The following is a 24663-nucleotide window of genomic DNA, read 5'->3' on the forward strand; positions in this document are numbered from 1 at the left end:
GTAATCACATAATTATTCATGAAGGAAGTTAAAATTGAAATCAAAATCGATGTTTTTGATGACATTAATGCACTTCCAGAATATGCTTCAAATTTAATGTTTGAAGCCATTGAAGCAAGAAAAAAGGCCTACGCACCGTATTCCAATTTCCATGTTGGGGCGGCATTACTTCTGTCAAATGGGAAAATTGTAGTTGGTTCAAATCAAGAAAATGCATCATATCCTTCAGGCCTGTGTGCTGAACGCACTGCTATATATTATGCCGGCGCTAAATATCCAGACTCTGTTATTAAGGCGATGGCTATAACGGCTGCTTCTTCTAATGAAGCAACTAAAAATCCAATTCCTCCCTGTGGCGCATGCAGACAAGCAATAGCAGAATATGAAGACCGACAGAATTCTAGTATTGAAATCTTCTTTATGGGAGAGACAGGTTCTGTTGCACGATCCCATTCACTGTCTAATTTACTTCCCTTTGGCTTTAAGAGTTCTATGCTATAACGTTTTCGTGGATAAATTGTATTAAACCGCCATTTTTTTTGATATTAATGATGTGGGCAATACTGTCTAAAATGTTATTTTTGTTTTCTGTTTGTGCTCATTTAAGAGTGTACTCAATATTTGAGAATAACTTACGCAACTAAGACGAAAACGAATGCAAAAAATCACAAAAGAAGTATATCTAAAATGGTATGAGGACATGCTATTTTGGAGAAAGTTTGAAGATAAACTGGCTGCTGTATATATTCAGCAAAAGGTTAGAGGTTTTTTACACTTATACAATGGACAGGAAGCCGTCCTAGCAGGAGCGCTTCATGCTATGGATCTAACCAAGGATAAAATGATAACAGCATACCGTAATCATGTGCAACCAATTGGTATGGGTGTTGATCCAAAAAGGGTCATGGCAGAATTATATGGTAAGGCGACGGGTACTTCTCAAGGTTTAGGAGGATCCATGCATATTTTTTCTAAAGAACACCGTTTTTATGGTGGTCATGGTATCGTTGGCGGTCAGATTCCTTTAGGAGCCGGGATCGCATTTGGAGATAAGTACCATGGAAGTGATGCAGTTACGCTTTGTTGTTTTGGTGATGGTGCAGCACGACAAGGTTCCTTGCACGAAACCTTTAATTTAGCAATGCTCTGGAATCTGCCCGTAGTATTTGTGTGTGAGAATAACGGTTATGCCATGGGGACATCTGTTGAGCGTACGGCTAATCATGGCGAGATTTGGAAATTAGGTTTAGGATATGAGATGCCAAGTGGCCCGGTTGATGGCATGAACCCTGTGAAAGTTGCTGAGGCTTTTGATGAGGCCATTCAAAGAGCACGTAAAGGGGGAGGACCAACCTTTCTAGAATTGAAGACTTACCGATACAGAGGGCATTCCATGTCTGATGCTCAAAAGTACAGAACCAAAGATGAGGTTGAAGAATACCGTAAGATAGATCCGATTACTCAAGTGAAGGATGTAATTCTTGAAAAAGGTTATGCCTCCGAAGAAGATATAAAAGCTATTGATAAGCGCGTAAAAGAACGTGTTTCAGAGTGTGAAAAATTTGCAGAAGAGTCACCTTTCCCAGAAAAGAACGTGATGTATGATGCAGTATATGAACAAAAAGATTATCCGTTTATTCCACATAAATTATAAGCTATGGCTGAAGTAATTAATATGCCGCGTCTTAGTGACACCATGGAAGAAGGAACCGTGGCTAGCTGGCTAAAGAAAGTTGGAGATAAAGTTGAGGAAGGTGATATCCTGGCAGAAATTGAAACTGATAAAGCCACCATGGAATTTGAATCCTTTTATGAAGGAACACTCTTGCACATTGGTGTTCAGGAGGGAGAAACGACGAAGGTGGATGCTTTATTAGCGATAATTGGTGACGAAGGAGAGGATATATCAGGCCTGTTAAATGGTTCCTCTGAGCCTCCAGTAGAATCTGGTGAGGCTGATGCTAAACAAGATATATCCGATGTGAATTTTGAAGAAGCTGCACCTGAAGAACTTCCTGAAGGAGTTACAGTAGTGACCATGCCTAGGTTGAGTGATACTATGGAAGAAGGAACGGTTGCGAGCTGGTTGAAGAATGTTGGTGATCAAGTGGAAGAAGGTGATATTTTGGCTGAAATTGAAACAGATAAGGCTACGATGGAATTCGAATCTTTTCAGTCAGGAACTTTGCTTTTTGTGGGATTACAAGCAGGAGAGTCTGCTAAAGTTGACGATCTGTTAGCTATAATTGGACCTGAAGGAACAGAGGTTGAAAGAATTGCCAAAAACTTTAAACCAGCTGTTTCTGCTAGTTCTGAGCCGGAAACAGCAGAAGCACCTGAACCGGCAGCTGCAACACCAGTTCCAGCAAAAGTAACGGAGACTCCAAAGGCAGAGGCAGTTGCTGCACCTGCACCAGTTAGTTCAAATGGCCGTGTTTTAGCTTCACCTTTGGCAAAGAAAATGGCCGAAGAAAAAGGAATCAATTTAAGTCAAGTGCCAGGAACTGGTGAGAACGGTAGAATTGTTAAGCGCGATATAGAAAATTATACTCCCCAAGCTGCTGCGGCAACTTCCGTTGGTAAGTTTGTACCCTCTGGCCAGGAAGACTTTGATGAGGTATCTAACTCTCAGATGAGAAAAACAATTGCTAAGCGTTTAGCACAGTCTAAATTTACGGCACCACATTACTATTTAAATGTGGAGTTTGATATGGCCAACGCTATGGCATTCAGACAACAATACAATTCTATACCTGATACTAAAATATCATTTAACGACATTGTAGTGAAAGCTTGTGCGCTTGCTCTAAAGCAACATCCACAAGTAAACTCCCAATGGTTTGATGACAGAATGCGTTTAAATAATCATGTGCATATTGGAGTAGCCGTGGCGGTAGAAGATGGGCTGGTTGTACCAGTAGTAAAGTTTGCAAATGAACAATCTTTACCTCAAATTGGTGCTGCAGTTAAAGATTTCGCTGGAAGAGCAAGAAATAAAAAGTTGACTCCAGCTGAAATGGAAGGCAGTACATTTACTGTTTCAAATCTTGGAATGTTTGGAATCGAAAGCTTCACCTCGATAATAAATCAACCCAATTCAGCAATCTTATCTGTTGGGGCCATCGTTGAGAAACCGGTTGTAAAGAATGGCGAAATTGTAGTAGGTCATACTATGAAATTGACCTTAGCCTGTGACCACCGTACAGTGGATGGGGCAACTGGCGCCCAATTCTTACAAACGCTTAAAGGTTATATTGAAAATCCTATTACCATGTTGGTATAGGTTAGTAGCGTACATGTACGATATAAAGATCCTATATTCCATATTGATATAGGATTTTTTCATAAATAGAGAATATGGTCAAACACATTGTAATTACAGGAACTAGCAGAGGGATAGGTCTTGAACTTGTTAAACAACTGGCGAGTCAAGGGCATTCAATTCTTGCTTTATCAAGAAATTCTAAGCCATGTGAATCTTTGAACTTAAGCAATGTCATGTCATTATCCTGTGACTTAAGTCTCGAAGAGGACTTTGACAAAGTGATTGATTTTGTGACCTCTAGTTGGAGGAAGGTTGATATTTTAATTAATAATGCCGGTGCCATTTTAAATAAACCTTTTGAAGAAACTACAATGGAGGATTTTCAAAATGTATATCAAACCAATGTTTATGGTGTTGCTGAAATGACAAGGAGACTAATACCGTTTATGGAAACTGGAAGTCATGTTGTAACAATTAGTTCTATGGGTGGGGTCCAGGGAAGTATGAAATTCCCTGGCTTGGCAGCCTACAGCTCTAGTAAAGGAGCCGTAATTACACTAACAGAATTATTAGCAGAAGAGTACAAGGAACTAGGTATAGCTTTTAATGTGTTGGCCCTAGGTGCCGTACAAACAGAAATGCTTGAAGAAGCTTTTCCCGGATATAAGGCACCCTTAACTGCAGAGGAGATGGCCAATTATATTCAAGATTTTGCTCTAACAGGGAATAAAATTTACAACGGAAAGTTACTCCAGGTATCCAATTCTACCCCATAATTCGTGGCTGACTTTAAGGCAGTAATATTTGATTGTGATGGTGTCCTAGTTGATAGTGAGCCCATTTCAAATCGCGTTTTGGTTGATATGGCTAATGAAGTAGGTGCTAATATTAATTTGCAATATGCTTTTAATCACTTTAAAGGTAATTCGTTAAAAAAATGTATCACCCTCATAGAAGAGTTGGCTGGCATTAGTTCTGTGACTGAATTTGAAGTGGAGTTTAGAAGACGATCTTTCGAAGCATTTAAAATTGAGCTAGAACCTGTTCCCGGTGTTGAGTCCTTAATCAAGGATCTAAAAATACCATATTGCGTTGCTTCAAGTGGACCAGAAAACAAAATCAGACTTAATTTAGAATTAACAGGCCTGCTAAAATATTTTGAGAACAATATTTTTAGTTGCTATAGTATCAATAAGTGGAAACCTGATCCTGCGGTTTTCTTATGGGCTGCAGACCAAATGAAACTACAACCAAGTGAGTGCCTTATTGTTGAAGATAGCATCTTAGGAATTCAGGCGGCACTTTCGGGTGGATTTACGGTTTGTGCATATAATCCAGATGATGACGAATCAATTGAAAATATAGTGGATTTTTCAATTGATAGCATGTTAAAATTAAAGGACTATCTCTAGAATAAACTTGAATTTATATATTTATAAAAAATGTTAAAATGACGCATTGTGTAGGGAAAACCACGCTTAAATGTGGTTTGTGGTTGGTTTCATTTTTAAACGTTTTCCTCATCTCAGCCCAAACTTTTGAGAGAGTAGAAACAACTGTTGGATTGTCAGTATTAGAGGAAAATAATGGGGTAGCAGTTGCGGATTACGATGGGGACAATGACCTGGATATATTTGTTGTAGCCATAGATAAAGATGATCCCACTAATTCCAAAACCATTAGTAGATTATTTCGTAATAATAATGACGGCTCATTCACTGATGTCACGGAATTTGCTGGGTTGACGGAATTGCTAAGTCAGGAAGAAGGGGGTGATGATTATTTTGGCTTGGCGGGACACAAGAGTGGTGCATCGTGGGGCGATTATAACAATGATGGTTTCCCAGACTTATTTTTAACTAATTCCTACAAGGTTCAGTTATGGCGAAATATTGGCAATGGTACCTTTGTAAATGTCACTGGTATTTCGGGCTTTGATGGATTAAACGAATGCAGAAATACGGGTGCTACATGGTTTGATTATAACAATGACGGCTATTTAGATATTTACATAAGTGACTGGGACGAGTGTGATAGTAATCAACTTTTTAGAAATAATGGGAATTCAACATTTACCAATGTGACTTCACAAACAAATATCCAGGCAACCAATGGATTGGCAAGTTATACGGCCGTTCCCTTCGATTTTAATGAAGATGGTTATATGGATATTTATATTTCAAATGATTTTGATGAACCAAATGATTTGTACATAAATAATGAAGGAAATACATTTTCTAACCAGAGTGAAGCGTTTGGTGTAAATACGATGGGAGATGATATGGGAATTACGGTTGGAGACTATAACCTTGATGGTGCCTTTGATATTTTTATAACCGCTATTGACAATAACTTTCTCTTAACCAATAATGGTGATAATACATTCAGTGAAAATGCAGATGCCTTAAATGTCGGTAACTCTTTTTGGGCTTGGGGGACGCGTTTTGCAGATTTCGATCTGGATGGTGATGAAGACCTATTTGTGGCCAATGGATATGAGTTTGAAACACGAAATGTAGAACCCAATTTTTATTATCGCAATAATTTCATAGAGGGAGGTAATTCATTTGAAGACATTTCAGCTCAACTCGGCTTAAACGAAGAGACCATTAGTGTAGAGGCCATTGATTGGGATTATGACAATGACGGTGATTTAGATTTATTTGTTACTAACAGCAATACCAACTCCTTTTTTTATGAAAATAAGGTTTTAAATTTTGACGATGCAGCTCCAACTAGGAACTGGTTGAAAATTAAGTTACAAGGAACCATTTCTAATAGGGACGCCATTGGAACAGTAGTTGAGATTACCACCACTGAAGGTACTTATAGTCGTTATTATTCCGGAGTTGGATTTCTTGGGCAAAGTTTAAGGCCTGTGCATTTTGGGTTAAATCAGATCGGTGAGATTCAAGAGATTACTGTAAAATGGCCTTCTGGTTTGGAAGAAACTTATGAAGATTTAGAAGTAAATCAAACTTATAAGTTGACGGAGGCTCAGGGTATTGAAAATTTGAATATTCAACCGAGCGAAAAGATTTATGGGTGTACAGATCCAACATCATGCAGCTACAATCCTGACGCAACACTTGATGACGGTTCATGCACTTACTTAGAAACTGGAGCTATTTCTGGAAATACCAACTCAAGTTTTTTAAGCGTTGAAACTTATAGTTTTCCTATAGCAGCTGGTTCAACAGCTCAGTGGTCTGTTATTGGTGGGCATATCGAGAATGGCCAAGGCACAGGATCAATTACCGTTGAATGGGAAATTGAAGAGGAGGGGCAAGTGTCTGTTAGAGAATTTGGTGAAAATTGTGCAGGTGAGGAACGCAATATTTCCGTGAGTTTGTCAGCATCCGATTTACCAGATAACATTTCAATTTCCAGGTTATGGAATGAGGCATTACTTGAGGCAATTCGTAATGACTTTGCAAGACCAACAGTACATGCGCGTAATTTATTTCATACCAGTATTGCTATGTATGATATTTGGGCTACTTATAACGAAGGAGCACGGCCGTATTTACTGGGTAATAGTGTAAATGGGTTTACATCTGATCTCGAAACATTCATTCCAATAGAACCTATTGATGATGCCATGAACAGAGCAATCAGTTATGCTATGTATCGCATTATTTCACATCGCTTTCAGACGGCACCTGAATTTGAGCTAATTCAAAGAAGGATTGATTTGATAATGGAAAAGTTAGATTACGATACCAATTACTCGTCCGTGCTTTATGAATTTGGAAATGCTGCTGCATTTGGAAATTATGTGGCTCAGGTGATCATAAATTATGGCTTACAGGATGGTTCACGTGAAACCTCAGGATATGATAATGCATATTATCAGCCAGTTAACGAGCCGTATGGATTGGAATTAACAAATAACCCACCAACCGAACACCCGAATCGATGGAGGCCACTTGGCTTAGATATATTTATCGATCAAGGCGGTAATGTTGTGGATGGCAATGTGCCTGAGTTTTTGAGCCCTGAGTGGGGAAATGTATTTAGTTTTGCTCTTAAAGATGAGGATTTAACAAGCTATGAGCGGGATGAAAATACCTTTAAGGTATATCATGACCCTCAAGATCCGCCATATATAAGTTTGACTGAAAACAATGCAATGTCTGATGCTTATAAATGGGGATTTTCTATGGTAAGTGTTTGGCAATCTCATTTAGATCCCGCTGATGGGGTTATGTGGGATATTTCACCGGCATCAAAGGGAAATGTTGACATTAGTTTATATCCGTCTGGCTATGACGAGTACCCCAATTTTTACAATTTTTTTGAAGGGAGCGCTACCAATATTGGTCATACAATAAATCCGGTAACCGGCAGCCCATACCAACCCAATATGGTACCAAGGGGCGATTATGCAAGAGTTCTTGCAGAATTCTGGGCAGATGGACCTGATTCAGAAACGCCACCTGGACATTGGTTCACTATTTTGAATTACGTGAATGATCATCCAATGTTCGAAAAGAAATTTCGAGGTGAAGGTGATATACTAAACGATTTAGAGTGGGATGTAAAGTCTTATTTTATTCTTGGGGCCACAATGCATGATGCGGCGATTGCAGCTTGGAGTGTTAAAGGTTGGTACGATTACATTCGACCTATATCTGCCTTGAGATATATGGCTGCGGAACAAGGTCAGAGTTCTAGTCCAGAATTACCTAATTATAGCATCTCGGGAATACCATTAGTAGATGGTTATATTGAAATGGTCGAAGAAGGGGATGCCTTGGCTGGTCCTGGCAATGTTAATGTTGGAAAAATCAAACTTTATACATGGCGTGGTCATGATTACATTGATGATACCGATGTAGATGTTGCTGGTGTTGGATGGATTTTGGCTGAGGATTGGTATCCTTATCAACGACCTACCTTTGTAACACCACCATTTGCTGGGTTTGTTTCAGGACATTCTACCTATTCACGCGCAGCTGCAGAAATTCTAACGAAGTTAACAGGTTCTGAATATTTTCCGGGGGGGATGGGTGAATTTGTCGCTCGGAAAAATGAATTCCTGGTTTTTGAAGAAGGACCTTCTCAAGATGTTGTTCTTCAATGGGCTACATATAGAGATGCGTCCGATCAAACCAGTTTATCACGTATATGGGGAGGTATTCATCCACCGGCAGATGACATTCCTGGGCGATTAATTGGAATTGAGGTAGCACAAGATACCTGGGAGTTAGCACTTCCATATTTTAGTGAAGAGGAAGTACCTCTAGACCCAAATGAACCAATTAAAGTATATCCAGTTCCAACACAGGATAGGCGACTTAATGTGACTAACACCAATGAGAATACAGAAATTCAAATATTCGATTTGCGTGGGCGTTTGATAGCCATACCAAGAATTGATTACGATGGTCAATCCAAAATAAGTACAATTCATATTTCATCATCTACTTCCTCGGGTCCCTATTTGCTAGTGGTTAATGGTGAAACTAGAATGGTAGTTATTGAAAACTAGATAAACTATTCTCATTATTTGGATTCTCTTCCCTCATACATTCCGTCTCACTCAGTTACTCATGTCTTACAACTAATTAAGGATGAGGACCTTGAGATCAAAATTAAAAATGAGCGAAAAACTAGGCATGGTGATTACCGGAGATTGCCAAATGGAAAGCATCAAATAACAGTCAATTCAAATCTAAACCCCTATAAGTTTCTTATTACGCTTATTCATGAGATTGCTCATTTACGAGCATATAAGGAATATGGTAACCAAATCAAACCTCATGGTCGCGAATGGAAACAAACCTTTCAAAAGCTTATGCTACCACTAATACATCCTAACATTTTCCCAGAGGAACTTTTGGCTAAGGTGGCCAAGCATTTTATTAATCCTAAAGCCAGTAGCGATACTGATGGTCAATTGGCATTGGCGCTTAGGAAATATAATGCTGATACGGATAAAATTATGGTTGTACAGATAGCGGAAGGGCGAAAATTTAAACTGCATAACGGTAAGGTGTTTGAAAGAGGGGTGCAACGTAGGAAGCGCATAGAATGTAAAGAAATTCAATCAGGTAAATGGTATTTATTTAATCCTTATGCCGAGGTTGACATAATCAAATAAAAATCAATAAATTAGTAAGGAAGAAGTTACATGATACATCATAAAAATAATTACGCTATTCTTATGGCAGGTGGAGTTGGTTCAAGATTTTGGCCAATTAGCACTCAGGATTTTCCAAAACAATTTCACGACATGCTTGGAACAGGTGATACCTTAATCCAAAAAACGTTTAATCGTTTGGCGAACCTCATTCCAAAAGAAAACATATTCATTCTCACGAATGAAAGGTATAACGATCTTGTTCTTGAGCAACTCCCAGAAATCACCCAAAGACAGGTGGTGCTTGAGCCTGCAATGCGCAACACAGCCCCATGTATTTTGTATGCAGCAATGAAAATTAAGAAAGAAAACCAGAATGCGGTTATGATTGTTGCACCAAGTGATCATTGGATAGAAGATGAAGCGGCCTTTACAGAAAATGTTGCTGCGGCATTATCCTATTGTCAAAATAATGACGCCCTTGTAACTCTTGGTATTCAACCAACATTTCCAAATACAGGTTATGGGTACATTGAATTTGATAAGACATCTGATAATAGACTTAAACCAGTACATCAATTTCGGGAAAAGCCAGATTACGAAACAGCTAAAGAGTTTATAGAAAAAGGAAATTTTCTTTGGAATGCCGGTATTTTTATGTGGAGTGCCTCATCTATATTAAAAGCTTTTCAATCTTACCAGCCTGGTTTGTATGCGTTATTTGAAAAGGGAATGGATGTGTACAATACAGACGGAGAGACTGAGTTTATTAAGAGTCATTATGAGATGGCCGAGAATATATCAGTTGATTATGCTATAATGGAACCTTCAGGGAATGTCTATGTTATTGCTGCTACGTTTGATTGGAATGATCTAGGCACCTGGGGAAGTCTATATGATAAATTAGACAAAGATGAACAAAATAACGCTATTGTCAATTCTGAAACCTATGTCTTGGAGTCGTCATCAAATATGATTCGAAGTAAGAAGGGGAAACTTATTGTAGCGGATGGAATAGAAGATTATATAATCGTGGATAAAGAAGACGTGCTTCTTATATACCCTAAAAAGAAAGAACAAGATATTAAATCACTTTTACAAGGAGTGAAAGATAAGTTTGGTAACACATACAGCTAAAATTTATGGAAGAAAACAAGTTTAATTTCTCAGAAGAGACCCCGGACGAAATACAAGATAAAAAGGTAGCGGAATCAAAAAAGGCTATTAAGGAAGATGCCAAGGAACTAGCTACTAATGTTAGGGGGTTTTTGAGTGAATTGCTTGATTTTAGACACGATACGGATCGGGAACAAACTATTGCAGCAATAAAGGCCGACATACCTTTTAAGGGAGCCACAGCATGGATTTTAATTTGTTCCATATTTGTTGCCTCAATTGGTTTGAATGCCAATTCTACTGCAGTGGTAATAGGTGCCATGTTAATTTCACCATTAATGGGTCCAATTTTAGGAATTGGGCTCTCGGTAGCGGTGAATGATATTGACACATTACGAAAGTCATTAATCAATTTTGGTGTCATGATTCTCTTGAGCGTTTTAACCGCCTTTTTGTTTTTCTGGTTATTTCCTTTAAGTGATGATTCTTCTGAATTGCTAGCCAGGACAAGACCAGATATAAGAGATGTTCTAATTGCCTTCTTTGGTGGTTTGGCCTTAATAATCGCAAGAACAAAGAAGGGTACTATTGCCTCTGTTATTTTTGGTGTTGCCATTGCAACGGCCTTAATGCCTCCTTTGTGTACTGTAGGATTTGGACTTTCTTATGCGTTACAAGATAATTTTGACACTGGTATCAGGTTTGCTGCCGGGGCCATGTATTTGTTTACTATCAACACCATATTTATAGCCTTGGCTACCTTCTTAACTGTAAAGATCTTAAAGTTTCCAATGCTGAAATATGCAAATTCGAAGCGCAGAAGGTTTATATCTCGAGTTGCTACAGTATTGGCTATTATTGCCATGGTGCCAGCAATTTGGACCTTTGTTGATGTACTCCGTGAAAGTAACTTTTATAGAGATGCAGAACGGTTCATGGATAAGGAATTGAAGGAACTGGCTACCATTGAAATTGGAAATTATGAGTATCTCAAAAGAAATACTGTTGCAGTTTACCAAGATAAAGACAACAAGTATATTGAGATAAATTCTTATGGACTGGATGATATAAAAGAAAGTACCATTTCCATACTTGAAAGTAGAATGCAAGATTATCCTGCACTTCAAAATGCTAGGTTATTCGTGAATCAGGATATGGATCCGCAGCAGGACCAAATGAAATATATTCAGCAGTTGCGAATTAGAGATTCTATTGAATTGGTTAATAATGCCAACCGTATCAAGTTACTTGAAAGCCAAGCGCTTGAATTAGCAAATTATAGAAGATTGGAGATTCCTTTTAATGAAGTTGCTGAGGAGGCACGGATAAATTATAAGGATATTGAGAATTTTAGCTTTTATAATCGCTTGTCTACTAACTTCTCAAAGACAGATACTATTCCTGTGGTTGTTATAAAATGGAATGAGAAAATGAAACGCAAAGTCTTTAAAGAGGATAGTGAAAAAGTGGAAGCATGGCTAAAGTATAAACTTAAAATGGATAAGCTAGTTGTAAGCCACGTGCGTTAATTAGGTATTATCTTCTAAGTACATTTTGCGTACTTTTTTAAATAATTCTGAAGAATACACGAAATTGGTAACGGCTTCATTATCGGTTTTAAAAATAGTGTCTTTAGACCCTTCCCATTCTTTGTGACCATTTTTTAGGAAGACAATTTTCTCACCAATTTCCATGACCGAGTTCATATCATGTGAGTTGATAACAGTGGTGATATTAAATTCATCGGTAATCTCCTGAATTAAATTATCAATGACAATGGCTGTTTTAGGGTCCAAACCTGAATTAGGCTCATCACAGAAAAGAAACTTTGGATTATTGACTATGGCCCTTGCAATGGCTACGCGTTTTTGCATCCCACCAGAGGCTTCGCTAGGCATTTTATGTTGGGCGCCATCAAGATTAACTCGATTTAAGACTTGATTTACTCTGTCCTCCATTTCGCTTTTTGACTGTTTGGTGAACATGCGGAGTGGGAACATGACATTTTCTGCAATAGTCATGGAGTCAAATAAGGCACTGCCTTGAAATACCATGCCTATATCAGCTCTTAAATCACGTTTTTCATTTGGGGTCATATCATTTAAAGATTTTCCTTCATAGGAAATACTTCCTTTTTCATATGAATAGAGACCTAGTAAACATTTAAGAAATACAGTTTTTCCAGATCCGCTTTGCCCGATGATCAAATTGGTTTTACCCTTTTCAAAAGAGGTAGAAATACCTTTGAGTATATGGGCGTCTCCGAATGACTTATGTAAATTATCGACAACAATCATTAGCCTAAAAGTAAACTGGTTATGAGGTAATTTAATAATATTATAACCACACTAGTCCATACAAATGAGGTTGTACTGGCCTTGCCCACTTCCAGAGCACCACCTCTCATGTAATAACCATAAAAAGAAGGTATTGTGGCTAGAATAAAAGCAAAAACCAGAGTTTTAATAAAGGCATAAATAATATGAAACGTTATGAAGTCTAATTGTACCCCCTGAATATAATCCTCATAAGAACCATAACCTCCATAAACACAAGCCACTAAACCACCTAAAATTCCGAGAAACATGGCGATTGAAATTGCAAAGGGGTAAAGCGATAAGGCAATTAATTTAGGGAAGACTAGATAATTAAGAGAATTGATTCCCATGACTTCAAGTGCATCAATCTGCTCAGTTACTCTCATAGTTCCAATACTTGAAGTGATAAACGAACCAACTTTTCCGGCCATAATAATGGAAATAAAAGTTGGTGCAAATTCTAAGATAATGGACTGTCTTGTTGCAAACCCAACTAAATATTTGGGGATTAATGGGTTACTTATATTTAAAGAAGTTTGAATAGCTACAACACCACCTACAAAAAAGGAAATGAAAGCAACAATTCCGAGAGAATTGATAATAAGGTCATCAATATCCTTAAGAATAAGATTTTTCATCACCGACCATTTGGTTGGTTTTCTGAACATATCTTTAATCATCAGGAAATAAACACCAATATTATGAAGGTACTTCATAGACGCTCGAATCGTTTGCTAAAGTATAAAAAAAGCCTAGTTTATTAATGCAATTTTAAATGAAGATAAAACAATAGTTGTAATTTTGACAACAGTGACGAAAGACCATTAAAATGAAGCAAACAGTTCTTTATTTACTCTTTATAACCTTAAGCTTTTCTTCTTGTATTGATCAATCAAAATCAAACACTTCGAGATCAAGTTCATCTGAGGTAGCTCCGAAACTTGTGGTAGGAATTGTGGTTGATCAGATGCGATATGATTATTTAACGCGATTCCAATCGCACTACAGTGAAGGTGGCTTTAAGCGTATGATGCGAGAAGGATTTAATTGTAAAAACAATCACTTTAATTATGTGCCTACTTATACGGGACCAGGGCACGCATCGGTTTATACAGGTACCACGCCTAAATACCACGGCATTATTTCTAATAATTGGTACGATAAAGAATTAAAGAAAACAGTTTATTGTGCATCTGATTACAAGGTTAGATCTGTGGGAACAGAGTCTATGGCTGGTAAGATGTCGCCAAATAAGATGCTGACTACAAGTTTTGCAGATGAAAATCGTTTGTTTACTCAAATGCGGGGAAAAACAATAGGAGTGGCCATAAAGGATAGGGGTGCTATCTTGCCAGCAGGCCATACAGCCAATGCTGCTTATTGGTTTCATGGTGCTGATGAAGGATTGTGGATCACTAGTGATTTTTACAGAGAGGAATTACCAGAATGGGTCAATGAGTTTAACGCATCTGGCGCTGTTAAGGCGTATTTAAAAGTATGGGACACATATGACCCAATAGATACCTACAAGCAAAGCGGGGATGATCTTAATAATTTTGAGACAGGTTTTAACGGACAGGAAACCGCAACTTTTCCTTATGATCTTAACAAGTTAAAAGATGCTAATGGTGGATATGACATTATAAAAACCTCACCTTTTGGGAATGCACTAACTACTGACTTTGCTATAGCGGCTATTAAAGGTGAGCAACTTGGTCAAGACTCGGATACTGATATATTAGCTCTAAGTTATTCTAGCACCGACTACATAGGACACAATTTTGGCGTTAATTCTAAAGAGGTTCAAGACACTTATATTAGATTAGATAAAGACCTAGAGCGTTTATTTAATTATCTAGATGAGTTTGTTGGTGAAGGTGAATATACTGTATTTTTAACGGCAGACCATGGTGCTGTAGACGTCCCTGCATATTTGCAATCGGTAAATATACCAGCTGGCTATCTGGATTACAATGATCGAAAAAGGCGTTTTCAGGAATTTTTATTTAATACTTATGGCACTAATGAATTGGTTGAGAATGTAAGTAACAATCAAATTTTCCTTAACAAAAAAGTTCTAAAAGAACTTAATTTGGATATTCACGAAGTTGAACAAGCCTTGGTTGATGAACAAATAAGCTATCCTAATATTTCAAAGGTTTATACAGCAACGACCATGAACAGCACCAATTTTACTCATGGTATAGAAGCATTGCTACAAAATGGGTTTAACCAGAAAAGATCAGGAGACGTAATAATTGTGGATGATATTGCTCACATAGCATATAGTAAAACAGGATCAACTCATGGAAGTGGTCTTAATTATGACACCCATGTTCCTCTTTTATTTTTTGGGAAAGGAATATCTCACGGTCAAACATTAGAAAAAACGACAATTCCAGATATTGCACCAACTATGTCAGCGTTACTTGGTATTAGTTTTCCAAACGGAGCTACTGGAAAACCCTTAGAAATTGTGTTAGATTAAAATAATTTCTGGAAAATTCCTTTCCATCGCTTTTGGCGGATAAAAGCCCCTTGATCCTTTGTAACTAAAGGTTCTTGCTTAATTCTTTTAGCTTTAAAATAACCTTGTAGGTAGTCCATAAACAAACGTGGCTTCTGTTTTTTTAAAGCTAGCTTTAAGCCTGAAATAGCTGTTATACCTAAACCATAGCGCATTCTATACATTGCCTCACCTTGCAATAATTTTGCTGCTTTGTTGTAGGTGTGTCCAGTAGGCTTTAGATGTTTTACCTTTAAAGAGTCATCAGTTAATATTTCCCAACCATAATATGAGGCAATGAGCTCATCAACAGTATCCCAGCCCATAGCTGGTTTGAGGCCACCAATTTCTTCAAAACAGGCACGACGGTAACACTTTAAAGCACCTCGAATATGATCTTTCCGGGTTAGATTTTCTAACACCCAAGTGCCTTTTTTTTCGATATAACAAAATCCTGATGCCATACCAAGTTTGTGATGTCCATCGAAATGGGACATAAGTTTTTCTAGATAGTTCTTTGGAAAAATTAAGTCTGCATCGAACTTACAAATGAAGTCATAATCTTGTTTTACCAATTTAAAACCTTCATTGAAGGCATTAATTATTTTAGAACCAGGGAGATGATCATTTGAGCTTTCAATATCCACTAATTCAATCCAAGTATGTTGACTACAGTATTCTAGAACCAGATTTCCAGTCTCATCACTGGAATTATCGTTAACGACAATTAATTGATATGGTGTAATGGTTTGTTCAATTAATGAATCAAGTGTTTGACAAATGAAATCTGCTTCGTTATGGGCCGGTATGATGATCGCAACTTTCAAGATGTATCCTATTTCGGAGTTTGTGTGCGTTCAGCATAAACTATATAATAGCGGTTTGTAAAATAGCGCAGAATTGGTCTTAGTCCGAGTTTGTTAACAGGATGCGTCCATTTTTTTCTATTGATTATCTTCCATCCAGTTTTTTCTAATAGCCAATCTAACTGCCAATCTTCAAACTCATGGTAATGCCTGTCCCATGGATCAGTTTTACTTCGGTAAGCTGGGGAAAACCATAATCGGAGAGGTACACTGATTACAAGTTTTCTTGCTTTAATAGATTTGAGGACCTCGTACGGCGACAGTAAATGTTCAAATATTTCAAAAGCTGTAACCACAGTAGCATTTGAATTGGAGATTGCACTTTGGTCTTCATCCAAATCTTCTCCTTGGGTGTTGGTAACAGAATAACCTTTTTGTTTCATTAATTCTGCCAACGGGTTTGGAACACCAAGATCTAAAATAAGTTCTTCTGTACTTAAATGTGTACCAATGAAATCTAAGGTAAGCTCATACCTTTTTTTAGGAACAGTTTTATACATTGACCATTTACAAACAATAAACTCATTCAGAATATCTATAAGTGATGGCATTGATATGCATGCCAGCACCTACACTTGCAAACATAATAATATCACCTGTATCTAGCTCATGACTTCCCAACTTTTCATTTTTTACAAGATCGAATAGGGTTGGTACTGTGGCCACGGAGCTATTTCCAAATTTATGGATGCTCATGGGCATGATATCATCAGGGATCTCTGTATTGTAGAGTTTGTAAAAACGTTCAAGGATGGCATCATCCATTTTTTCATTGGCTTGATGAATAAAAATCTTCTTCAAATCTTTAATATCACAACCACTTGCATCAAGGCACTCTTTCATAGCTTTAGGAACGTTAGTCAGCGCAAATTCATAGATTTTTCTGCCGTCCATTTTTATATACTTGGTGTCGGGACAAAGGTCTTTGTTAAACGACTTTCCAAAATGCAAGTAAAATGCTTCATCCAAGGTGTAGCTTGCCGTTTCATGTGACATGATACCATATTCTGAATTATCGATAGACAAAACAGTTGCCCCAGCGCCGTCTGAATAAATCATTGAGTCCCGATCATGCACATCAACCACTCTCGATAATGTTTCAGTTCCTATAACAAGGCAAGTCTTAGCCATTCCGGCCTTCATGAAGGCCTGTGCTTGAATTACACCTTCAACCCAACCTGGACAACCAAATAAAATATCATAGGCCACACATTTTGGATTTTTTATTCTAAGATGATGCTTAATCCTAGCTGCCAGACAAGGTAGGATATCACTTTGGACCGTATTATGTTTTACATCACCAAAATTATGCGCAACAATTATGTAATCAATCGTCTCAGGATCGATAGCCGCATCCTCAATAGCACGTTCAGCAGCAAGATAGCCCAGGTCTGATGATGTAAGATGGTTGTCGGCGTAGCGTCTTTCACCTATTCCGGTGATAGATTTAAACTTTTTGATGATGACATCATTCGCGTGTTTAAAGGCCGAACCATCATTATTTAGGAATTGATGATTTATGAAATCTTCGTTTTTTTCGATACTACTAGGCACATAACTCCCAGTTCCAATTATTTGAATTCCCATAGCATTGTTAGTTATTTTAACGAAACTACTTAAATGAACCCATTTATTAGTTAAAATAGCATAGGTTGGATGTATTTTTGCGAATTACGCATCCAAGCGGATATAAATATGAAAAATTCATAAAAAAACCGCCCAAAAGGACGGTTTAAATTATGCTTCGATATAGTCTTCAATTGGTGCGCAACTACAGATTAAATTCCGGTCCCCGTAGGCCTCATTAACACGCCTCACAGTAGGCCAGAATTTGTTGTCTTCAACAAATGGTAATGGATATGCTGCTTCTTGTCTCGAATAAGGGAACAGCCATTCGTCTGAGGTTACCATTGCCAAGGTATGCGGTGCATTTTTTAGCACATTATTTGGCTCATCTTGAGATGATTTATCAATTTCTGCTCGAATAGAAATCATGGCATCACAAAAACGATCCATCTCAGCTTTACTTTCACTTTCAGTTGGTTCAATCATCATGGTACCGGCCACTGGAAAAGACACTGTAGGAGCGTGGAAGCCATAGTCCATTAACCGTTTGGCGATGTCAGTAACTTCAATTCCTTTTGCCTTGAATTCTCTACAGTCGATAATAAGTTCGTGGGCAGCACGACCATTTTCTCCAGTGTATAGTGTGTTAAAGTATCCATCCAGCCGTTCTTTGATATAGTTAGCATTTAAAATAGCAACCTCCGTTGCATCTTTTAAACCTTGAGAGCCAAGCATTTTAATATAGCCATAAGAAATTATGCAGGCTAAGGCTGAACCAAATGGCGCTCCTGAAATAGCGGTAATAGCATTTTCGCCACCTGTCGAAATAATGGGATTTCCTGGCAAGAATGGCACTAATTGTTTAGCAACACAAATTGGTCCCACACCCGGGCCACCTCCACCATGAGGTATGGCGAAAGTCTTGTGTAAGTTAAGATGACACACATCGGCTCCAATATTTCCAGGATGGGTTAGTGCTACTTGAGCATTCATGTTGGCCCCATCCATATACACTTGTCCACCATGGTCATGTATGATCTGTGTTATTTGTTTAATCGCTGATTCGTAAACCCCATGAGTAGATGGATAGGTCACCATTAATGCTGCTAAATTGGCACTGTGCATTTCAGCTTTTTGGCGTAAGTCTTCCACATCAATGTTTCCGTGTTCATCTGCTTTAGTTACTACCACTTTCATTCCTGCCATAACCGCACTAGCAGGGTTGGTTCCGTGCGCTGACGATGGTACCAGGCATATATTCCTATGATGATCACCTCTTGATTCGTGATAAGCCCTAATAACCATTAATCCGGCAAACTCTCCTTGAGCTCCTGAATTTGGTTGTAATGATGTTCCGGCAAATCCAGTAATCTCGGTTAATTGGTCTTCTAGAGCTTTCAGCATTTCCTGGTAACCTTGAGCCTGTTCAATTGGCACAAAGGGGTGAATACTACCCCAACTACTCCAACTAAGCGGTAGCATTTCTGTAGCCGCATTTAATTTCATTGTACAGGACCCAAGAGAAATCATGGAATGATTTAATGCTAAATCTTTACGTTCAAGCCTTTTGATGTAACGCATCAACTCTGTCTCAGAGTGATAGCTGTTAAACACATCATACGTTAAAAACTCAGATTGACGTTTGAGATTGTTTGGAAGGGTATCCGCACTTTCAATCGCAGTGATTTTTGGTGTGCTTTTACCAGTATAGGTTTCAAAAAGTCCAATGATTTCATTTAAATCTGAAAGACTCGTTGTTTCGTTTACAGAAATTGAAACAGTATCCTCACCTGGGTAGTAAAAGTTGATACCTGCTGCTTCTGCTAATTCTTTAATTTCCTTGGCACTGGCCTCGATTTTAATTGTATCAAAGTAGTGTCTATTAACTTGATTCAATCCTAAATGCTCCAGGGAACTAGCCAGCTTTGCGGCTGATTTATTGACACGGTTTGCTATATCTTTAAGTCCTTCAGGACCGTGATATACCGCATACATTCCAGCCATAACAGCCAATAAAACCTGAGCTGTACATATGTTTGAAGTAGCTTTGTCTCGTTTAATATGTTGCTCGCGTGTTTGGAGTGCCATACGCAATGCACGCTGATCATTCAAATCTTTAGTTACACCAATAATTCGTCCTGGTACGTCGCGTTTATAAGACTCTTTTGTAGCGAAATAGGCAGCATGAGGACCACCGTATCCCATAGGAATTCCAAATCGTTGGGTTGTTCCTACTACAACATCAGCCCCAAATTTCCCGGGTCCTTCCAATAATACAAGGCTTAATATATCTGCTGAAACGGCAACCTTAATGCGATTGGCGTTAGCTTGTTCAATGAAGCTCTTTGTATCCGTTATATCACCCTCTTTTCCTGGATATTGAATAATGGCTCCAAAAAACTCATTTGAAAAATCAAACTCTTCCTCATTACCAACCACCAATTCGATACCTATTGGATTAGCCCTGGTTTGCAGCAACGACAAGGTTTGAGGTAAAATGCGATCGGACACGAAAAATTTGTTGACACCAGCTTTCTTTTGATCACGTTCTCTTACGGCAAAAAGAAGGCTCATAGCTTCAGCCGAGGCAGTACTTTCATCAAGCAGTGAGGCATTGGCAATTTCCATTCCCGTCAGATCAATAATCATGGTTTGATAATTGAGAAGTGCTTCAAGTCGTCCTTGAGCAATTTCGGCCTGATAAGGAGTATATGCTGTATACCATCCTGGATTTTCAAGAATATTTCTTTGGATCACAGATGGCAAAATGGAGGGGTGGTATCCCAGTCCAATGTAAGTTTTAAAGAGCTTGTTCTTCTGAGATAATTCGTAAATATGATTTAAAAATTCAAATTCACTTAATTCTTTATCCAAATTTAAAGGCTTCTCAAGTCTAATTTCGGCAGGAATAGTCTCCGAAATAAGTTGTTCTTTAGATGATACCCCAATAGCTGCAAGCATTTGATTTTGCTCTTTTTCACTAGGGCCAATGTGTCTTAACGCAAAAGAGGATGTATTCATTTTTGGAATAGCTTTTTTAAGTTGCAAAAATACATATTATTACATGGTTAAGTGCTAAGAATAACTTAAGTTTTTAACCGATTCAGATGGTTATTAACACAATGATTATTTTAGCTTTATGAAGGTCCTTAAGACTCTAATGAATTTTTATTTAAATGCGAGTCTGCACGTTGCTCTTGCCGTCGTGAGTTTTACCTATATTTCTTATTGGGATTTACAACTAGAGGTTTCAAATACGGTTATTGGATTTGTATTTTTTGCAACAGTTCTGGGTTATAACTTTGTAAAGTATCTAGGCTTTCACGTAATTTTTGAAAAGGGAAGACCTACCTGGTACCGATTAATTGAAATACTTTCAATTTTTTCCTTAGCAATGGTTTTGAGCTATGTTTCGAGATTTAAAAGCGATTTACTAATTGCGCTTTGCTTTATGACACTCCTGACATTTTTCTACGCTATGCCAATTTCAATTAAAGGATCAAATTCTATAACGATGAACAACCTTAGAGGGCTGAGTGGTGTAAAGGTCTTTATTATTGCTACAGTTTGGACCTTTACAACGGTTGTTATTCCTATTATGGATGCGAGAGGAATGTTGCTGTTGGGGGATTTGATTCTAGTAATCCAACGATTCCTTTGGGTTTTGATCTTGATGATTCCATTTGAGATTAGAGACTTGAAATATGATCATAAGTCCCTTGGAACCATACCTCAGGTGTTGGGGGTTTTCAATGCTAAAATAGCAGGGTATATTATGCTGTGCGTAATTTGCCTTTTGGAATTCTTAAAGACGAGCATTAGTGTAACTCAAACTTTAATTCTAGTAACGGTAATACTGATCACCGCACTACTCATATGGAAATCTGAAAAAAAGCAGTCGGAATATTACAGTTCTTTTTGGGTGGAAGGGATTCCTATACTCTGGTTAGGGTTGATTTTGGTATTTCGCCAATTCTGATTCAAAAGATTTTTGTAATTCTTCTTTTTCATTAAGGGTCATAGCCTCAACAGAGGCTTTATCCATAGACTCAGTTAATTTGTTGTTCTGCTTGGAGTACTTTTGAGTAATCTGACACCAGGTTAAGCGTAAACCTAATTTAAAGCGCTCCCACCCCGTAGCTTCATTGTACTGTACCTTGTCGCAGATGTGTTTCGCTTCCTCGCAGCTAATAAATAAAAAACTCTTTTTCATAATTTCTTCCCAATCTCTAGCCAACTTAAAACCAGTTGTCTTCCATACATTCCGCTAATGCTGTTCTGGCTCTATGGATAATGACCCACAGGTTAGACGGAGTGATATTTAATTCATTACAAATTGTTTCAGTATCATAATTTAAAATGGTCTTCATCTTAAATACTTGCGCTTGTTTTTCTGGCAACTTGTCCATACAGTTGTATATGGCATCACCTAGTTCACTGTTTTCTATGGTATCTTCTGCAGTTTTGTCAAAGGGGTCAGCCACTTGTTCTTCAAGCCAATCACCTTCATTTTCACTGTCAGAGTTATAATTAACGCGTACTTCAGCTTTACCTTTTTTAGAATTTATTTTTCGGTAATAGTCAATGATTTTTCTTTTAAGAATAGCAATCAACCAGGTGCGCTCACTGGATTCGCCTTTAAAATTGGCCATTGATTTAAGTCCAGCCAGAAAGGTTTCCTGGACTAAATCCTGAGCAATTACTCTGTCATTAACTCTGGTAATCGTGTAATTGAAGAGATAGTCAGAATACTGTGTTATCCACTTATTGGGATCAATTTGGTGTTGGGCCATTGACAACTTCTTTCAATCCAAAAATAGACTTTTTTTATTTTATTATAGGAATCAATTTATCAATCCGGCACGACGCAATAGTGCTTCAGGTTCGGGCTTTTTACCTCTAAATTGTTCATAAAGTTTAATGGGATCTTCTGTGCCTCCCTTGGACAGTACAAAGGCTTTAAATTTATTGGCAACCGATTTATTAAAAATCCCTTCTTCTTTAAAATATTCAAAAGCATCAGCGTCCAGTACTTCTGCCCATTTATAGCTATAATAACCAGATGAATAACCTCCTTGGAATATATGCGCAAAAGATGTGCTCATACAATTATCGGCTACATCTGGAAATAGTTGTGTGTGCTTAAAGGACTCCAACTCATGTTCTTTTACAGAAACAACATTAGAAATGTCCTCAATGCCATGCCAATTCATGTCTAACAAGCCAAAGCTAATTTGTCTTAAGGTTTGTAAGCCTTCATGGAAAGTTGATGAATCCTTGATTTTTTGAATAAGCTCCATTGGAATGGCCTCACCAGTTTCATAATGAGTGGCAAACAATTTAAGTGTCTCTTCTTCATAACACCAATTTTCTAATATTTGACTAGGCAACTCTACAAAGTCCCAGAACACATTAGTTCCAGAAAGACTTGGATACTGGGTATTTGCTAATATACCGTGAAGGGCATGGCCAAACTCGTGAAAAAGTGTTGTTACTTCATTAAAGGTTAGTAGTGAAGGTTTAGTCTCAGTTGGCTTGGTAAAATTGCATACAATTGAAACATGCGGGCGTTCATTGGCACCATCTTTAAACATTTGAGGTTTAAAGGAGGTCATCCAGGCCCCGTTTCTTTTTCCTGGTCGCGGGAAGAAATCTGCATAGAATAGGGACACATAATTTCCTTCATCATCAACGACTTTGTAAGTCTTAACGTCCTTATGGTAGACATCAATTGAAGAAATCGGTTGGAATCTTAACCCAAATAGTTTTTCAGCAACAGTAAAAGCACCATTGATAACATTCTCAAGTTTAAAATAGGGTTTTAACTGTTCTTCATCTAAATGGTATAACTTTTGTTTCAATTTTTCAGAATAGTAGGCGGAGTCCCATTTTTCTAAGGATGTTATACCATCCAATTCCTTTGCAAACTTTTCAAGTCTTTCAAACTCATTCTTTGCCGCCGGTTTTGCCTTTTCAAGAAGAGAGTTTAAGAACTCCATCACATTGTCTGGAGATTTGGCCATACGCTCTTCCAGTACAAAATGAGCATGAGTTTTGTAGCCCAGTAGATTGGCGCGTTTATGTCTTAAGTTGGCAATTTTTAAAACAATCTCTTCATTATTAAAACTATTATTAGCAAACCCCTTTTTTCCAAACGCCTTTGAAAGTTCTTCTCTCAAAGAACGATTATCAGCATAAGTCATAAAAGGTATATAACTAGGGTAATCAAGCGTAAAAACCCAACCCTCTTTACTTTGGTTTTTTGCAATTTGTTTAGCCGCTTCAATGGCGCCCTCAGGCAACCCAGAAAGATTTTCTTGGTTGATGATATGTAGCTGATAATCATTGGTTTCGGCTAGCACATTTTCGCCAAACTTTAGTTTGAGTTGACTTAGTTGTTTGTCAATTTTTCTGAGCTCTGCTTTTTTATTGTCGGGAAGGTTGGCCCCATTTCTAGAAAACGACTTGAATTTTTTTGTTAGTAAGGTATCTTGTTCTGGATTTAAGGATAATTTATGCTTTTGATCATAAAGTACTTTAATCCTTTGAAATAACTCTTTGTTTAAGGTAATGTCATTACTAAATTCTGATAATAGTGGTGATACTTCTTGTGCAATGGCCTGTAGATTGTCATTCGTTTCTGCCGAATTAAGGTTGAAAAACATACTGCTAATACGATCTAAACCTTCACCAGAATAGTCCAGAGCTTCAATTGTGTTTTCAAAACTGGGTAACTCTGAGTTTGCTGTTATTTCTTCTATCTCAATTTTAGCTTCAGCAATAGCTGTTTTAAACGCATTTAACCATTCGTTTTCATCTATCTTGCTGAATTCAGCGGATTTATAGATTCCGTTATAAGAAATGCCTCTCATCGCAAATATTAACTGTTAAACTGCAAAATTACAGGTATTCTTAGTGTTATTTGTTAATTGCTGCCAAAA

At 37.8% G+C, this 24663-nt stretch carries 20 protein-coding genes; 11 read left to right on the forward strand and 9 right to left on the reverse strand.

Annotated elements, in window-relative coordinates:
- Nucleotides 1-18: 18 nt before the first annotated feature.
- The 9 genes from cdd (at nucleotide 19) to DN064_RS13380 (ending at nucleotide 11995) form a co-directional block, all read left to right on the forward strand.
- Nucleotides 19-501 carry a cytidine deaminase gene (gene cdd / locus DN064_RS13340; RefSeq protein WP_115463164.1) on the forward strand — a complete coding sequence of 161 codons (483 nt, stop codon included), beginning with the start codon at nucleotides 19-21 and terminating at the stop codon, nucleotides 499-501.
- Nucleotides 502-655: 154 nt separating this feature from the next.
- A complete protein-coding gene (pdhA, locus tag DN064_RS13345; RefSeq protein WP_115463165.1) occupies nucleotides 656-1654 on the forward strand; it encodes a pyruvate dehydrogenase (acetyl-transferring) E1 component subunit alpha in 999 nt (332 codons plus the stop codon).
- Nucleotides 1655-1657: 3 nt separating this feature from the next.
- Nucleotides 1658-3283 (forward strand): pyruvate dehydrogenase complex dihydrolipoamide acetyltransferase, encoded by a 1626-nt coding sequence (locus DN064_RS13350; RefSeq protein ID WP_115463166.1) that lies wholly within the window; start codon nucleotides 1658-1660, stop codon nucleotides 3281-3283.
- A 74-nt stretch (nucleotides 3284-3357) separates the two neighbouring features.
- Nucleotides 3358-4041 (forward strand): SDR family NAD(P)-dependent oxidoreductase, encoded by a 684-nt coding sequence (locus tag DN064_RS13355; protein ID WP_115463167.1) that lies wholly within the window; start codon nucleotides 3358-3360, stop codon nucleotides 4039-4041.
- A 3-nt stretch (nucleotides 4042-4044) separates the two neighbouring features.
- The gene (locus tag DN064_RS13360) at nucleotides 4045-4677 is read left to right on the forward strand and encodes an HAD family hydrolase (protein ID WP_115463168.1); all 633 of its coding nucleotides are present in this window, start codon (nucleotides 4045-4047) and stop codon (nucleotides 4675-4677) included.
- A gap of 38 nt (nucleotides 4678-4715) precedes the next feature.
- Complete coding sequence (locus DN064_RS13365) at nucleotides 4716-8759, forward strand: FG-GAP-like repeat-containing protein (protein ID WP_115463169.1); 4044 nt, start codon at nucleotides 4716-4718, stop codon at nucleotides 8757-8759.
- A gap of 18 nt (nucleotides 8760-8777) precedes the next feature.
- Nucleotides 8778-9371 carry a SprT-like domain-containing protein gene (locus DN064_RS13370; protein ID WP_115463170.1) on the forward strand — a complete coding sequence of 198 codons (594 nt, stop codon included), beginning with the start codon at nucleotides 8778-8780 and terminating at the stop codon, nucleotides 9369-9371.
- A 30-nt stretch (nucleotides 9372-9401) separates the two neighbouring features.
- On the forward strand, nucleotides 9402-10487 hold the full coding sequence (locus DN064_RS13375) for a mannose-1-phosphate guanylyltransferase (RefSeq protein WP_232827498.1): 1086 nt from the start codon (nucleotides 9402-9404) through the stop codon (nucleotides 10485-10487).
- Between the two features lie 5 nt (nucleotides 10488-10492).
- The gene (locus tag DN064_RS13380) at nucleotides 10493-11995 is read left to right on the forward strand and encodes a DUF389 domain-containing protein (protein WP_115463171.1); all 1503 of its coding nucleotides are present in this window, start codon (nucleotides 10493-10495) and stop codon (nucleotides 11993-11995) included.
- Here the strand turns inward: DN064_RS13380 and DN064_RS13385 are convergent, their stop codons facing one another.
- Together DN064_RS13385 and DN064_RS13390 are read right to left on the reverse strand one after the other, a co-directional pair.
- Nucleotides 11996-12763: an ABC transporter ATP-binding protein gene (locus DN064_RS13385; protein ID WP_115463172.1), complete on the reverse strand. Its 768-nt coding sequence runs from the start codon at nucleotides 12761-12763 to the stop codon at nucleotides 11996-11998. It lies immediately after the preceding gene.
- Nucleotides 12763-13500: an MlaE family ABC transporter permease gene (locus DN064_RS13390; protein WP_115463173.1), complete on the reverse strand. Its 738-nt coding sequence runs from the start codon at nucleotides 13498-13500 to the stop codon at nucleotides 12763-12765. Before DN064_RS13390 ends, DN064_RS13385 begins: the two co-directional genes overlap by 1 nt.
- 113 nt (nucleotides 13501-13613) lie before the next feature.
- Here DN064_RS13390 and pafA point away from each other — a divergent pair, with 113 nt between their 5' ends.
- On the forward strand, nucleotides 13614-15272 hold the full coding sequence (gene pafA / locus DN064_RS13395; protein ID WP_115463174.1) for an alkaline phosphatase PafA: 1659 nt from the start codon (nucleotides 13614-13616) through the stop codon (nucleotides 15270-15272).
- Here pafA and DN064_RS13400 read toward each other — a convergent pair.
- From DN064_RS13400 to gcvP, 4 genes are all read right to left on the reverse strand, one after another.
- On the reverse strand, nucleotides 15269-16117 hold the full coding sequence (locus tag DN064_RS13400) for a glycosyltransferase (protein WP_115463175.1): 849 nt from the start codon (nucleotides 16115-16117) through the stop codon (nucleotides 15269-15271). The two genes, pafA and DN064_RS13400, sit on opposite strands and share 4 nt — an antisense overlap.
- A gap of 8 nt (nucleotides 16118-16125) precedes the next feature.
- The gene (locus DN064_RS13405; RefSeq protein ID WP_115463285.1) at nucleotides 16126-16656 is read right to left on the reverse strand and encodes a class I SAM-dependent methyltransferase; all 531 of its coding nucleotides are present in this window, start codon (nucleotides 16654-16656) and stop codon (nucleotides 16126-16128) included.
- Nucleotides 16657-16678: 22 nt separating this feature from the next.
- Nucleotides 16679-17743 carry a 3-oxoacyl-ACP synthase III family protein gene (locus DN064_RS13410; protein ID WP_115463176.1) on the reverse strand — a complete coding sequence of 355 codons (1065 nt, stop codon included), beginning with the start codon at nucleotides 17741-17743 and terminating at the stop codon, nucleotides 16679-16681.
- Between the two features lie 150 nt (nucleotides 17744-17893).
- Complete coding sequence (gene gcvP, locus DN064_RS13415; RefSeq protein WP_115463177.1) at nucleotides 17894-20743, reverse strand: aminomethyl-transferring glycine dehydrogenase; 2850 nt, start codon at nucleotides 20741-20743, stop codon at nucleotides 17894-17896.
- 118 nt (nucleotides 20744-20861) lie between these two features.
- Between gcvP and DN064_RS13420 the strand changes: the two genes are divergently transcribed.
- Nucleotides 20862-21701 (forward strand): UbiA prenyltransferase family protein, encoded by an 840-nt coding sequence (locus tag DN064_RS13420; protein ID WP_115463178.1) that lies wholly within the window; start codon nucleotides 20862-20864, stop codon nucleotides 21699-21701.
- On the opposite strand, the gene DN064_RS13425 is transcribed toward DN064_RS13420, so the two are convergent.
- The 3 genes from DN064_RS13425 to DN064_RS13435 are packed head-to-tail and all read right to left on the reverse strand — an operon-like array spanning nucleotide 21669 to nucleotide 24594.
- Complete coding sequence (locus DN064_RS13425; RefSeq protein WP_115463286.1) at nucleotides 21669-21935, reverse strand: hypothetical protein; 267 nt, start codon at nucleotides 21933-21935, stop codon at nucleotides 21669-21671. The two genes, DN064_RS13420 and DN064_RS13425, sit on opposite strands and share 33 nt — an antisense overlap.
- Before the next feature lie 25 nt (nucleotides 21936-21960).
- Nucleotides 21961-22515 (reverse strand): sigma-70 family RNA polymerase sigma factor, encoded by a 555-nt coding sequence (locus DN064_RS13430; protein WP_115463179.1) that lies wholly within the window; start codon nucleotides 22513-22515, stop codon nucleotides 21961-21963.
- Between the two features lie 51 nt (nucleotides 22516-22566).
- Complete coding sequence (locus DN064_RS13435; RefSeq protein ID WP_115463180.1) at nucleotides 22567-24594, reverse strand: M3 family metallopeptidase; 2028 nt, start codon at nucleotides 24592-24594, stop codon at nucleotides 22567-22569.
- Between the last annotated feature and the right edge of the window lie 69 nt (nucleotides 24595-24663).

The organism is Winogradskyella aurantiaca, from assembly GCF_003362725.1.
In the GTDB taxonomy this organism is placed as follows: Bacteria; Bacteroidota; Bacteroidia; order Flavobacteriales; family Flavobacteriaceae; genus Winogradskyella_A; species Winogradskyella_A aurantiaca.

Coding starts and splice junctions, on each gene's coding strand:
- cdd (WP_115463164.1), top strand. CDS start 19: ATGAAGGAAGTTAAAATTGAAATCAAAATCGATGTTTTTGATGACATT.
- pdhA (WP_115463165.1), top strand. CDS start 656: ATGCAAAAAATCACAAAAGAAGTATATCTAAAATGGTATGAGGACATG.
- DN064_RS13350 (WP_115463166.1), top strand. CDS start 1,658: ATGGCTGAAGTAATTAATATGCCGCGTCTTAGTGACACCATGGAAGAA.
- DN064_RS13355 (WP_115463167.1), top strand. CDS start 3,358: ATGGTCAAACACATTGTAATTACAGGAACTAGCAGAGGGATAGGTCTT.
- DN064_RS13365 (WP_115463169.1), top strand. CDS start 4,716: ATGACGCATTGTGTAGGGAAAACCACGCTTAAATGTGGTTTGTGGTTG.
- DN064_RS13375 (WP_232827498.1), top strand. CDS start 9,402: ATGATACATCATAAAAATAATTACGCTATTCTTATGGCAGGTGGAGTT.
- DN064_RS13380 (WP_115463171.1), top strand. CDS start 10,493: ATGGAAGAAAACAAGTTTAATTTCTCAGAAGAGACCCCGGACGAAATA.
- DN064_RS13385 (WP_115463172.1), bottom strand. CDS start 12,763: ATGATTGTTGTCGATAATTTACATAAGTCATTCGGAGACGCCCATATA.
- DN064_RS13390 (WP_115463173.1), bottom strand. CDS start 13,500: ATGAAGTACCTTCATAATATTGGTGTTTATTTCCTGATGATTAAAGAT.
- pafA (WP_115463174.1), top strand. CDS start 13,614: ATGAAGCAAACAGTTCTTTATTTACTCTTTATAACCTTAAGCTTTTCT.
- DN064_RS13405 (WP_115463285.1), bottom strand. CDS start 16,656: ATGTATAAAACTGTTCCTAAAAAAAGGTATGAGCTTACCTTAGATTTC.
- DN064_RS13410 (WP_115463176.1), bottom strand. CDS start 17,743: ATGGGAATTCAAATAATTGGAACTGGGAGTTATGTGCCTAGTAGTATC.
- gcvP (WP_115463177.1), bottom strand. CDS start 20,743: ATGAATACATCCTCTTTTGCGTTAAGACACATTGGCCCTAGTGAAAAA.
- DN064_RS13420 (WP_115463178.1), top strand. CDS start 20,862: ATGAAGGTCCTTAAGACTCTAATGAATTTTTATTTAAATGCGAGTCTG.
- DN064_RS13425 (WP_115463286.1), bottom strand. CDS start 21,935: ATGAAAAAGAGTTTTTTATTTATTAGCTGCGAGGAAGCGAAACACATC.
- DN064_RS13430 (WP_115463179.1), bottom strand. CDS start 22,515: ATGGCCCAACACCAAATTGATCCCAATAAGTGGATAACACAGTATTCT.
- DN064_RS13435 (WP_115463180.1), bottom strand. CDS start 24,594: ATGAGAGGCATTTCTTATAACGGAATCTATAAATCCGCTGAATTCAGC.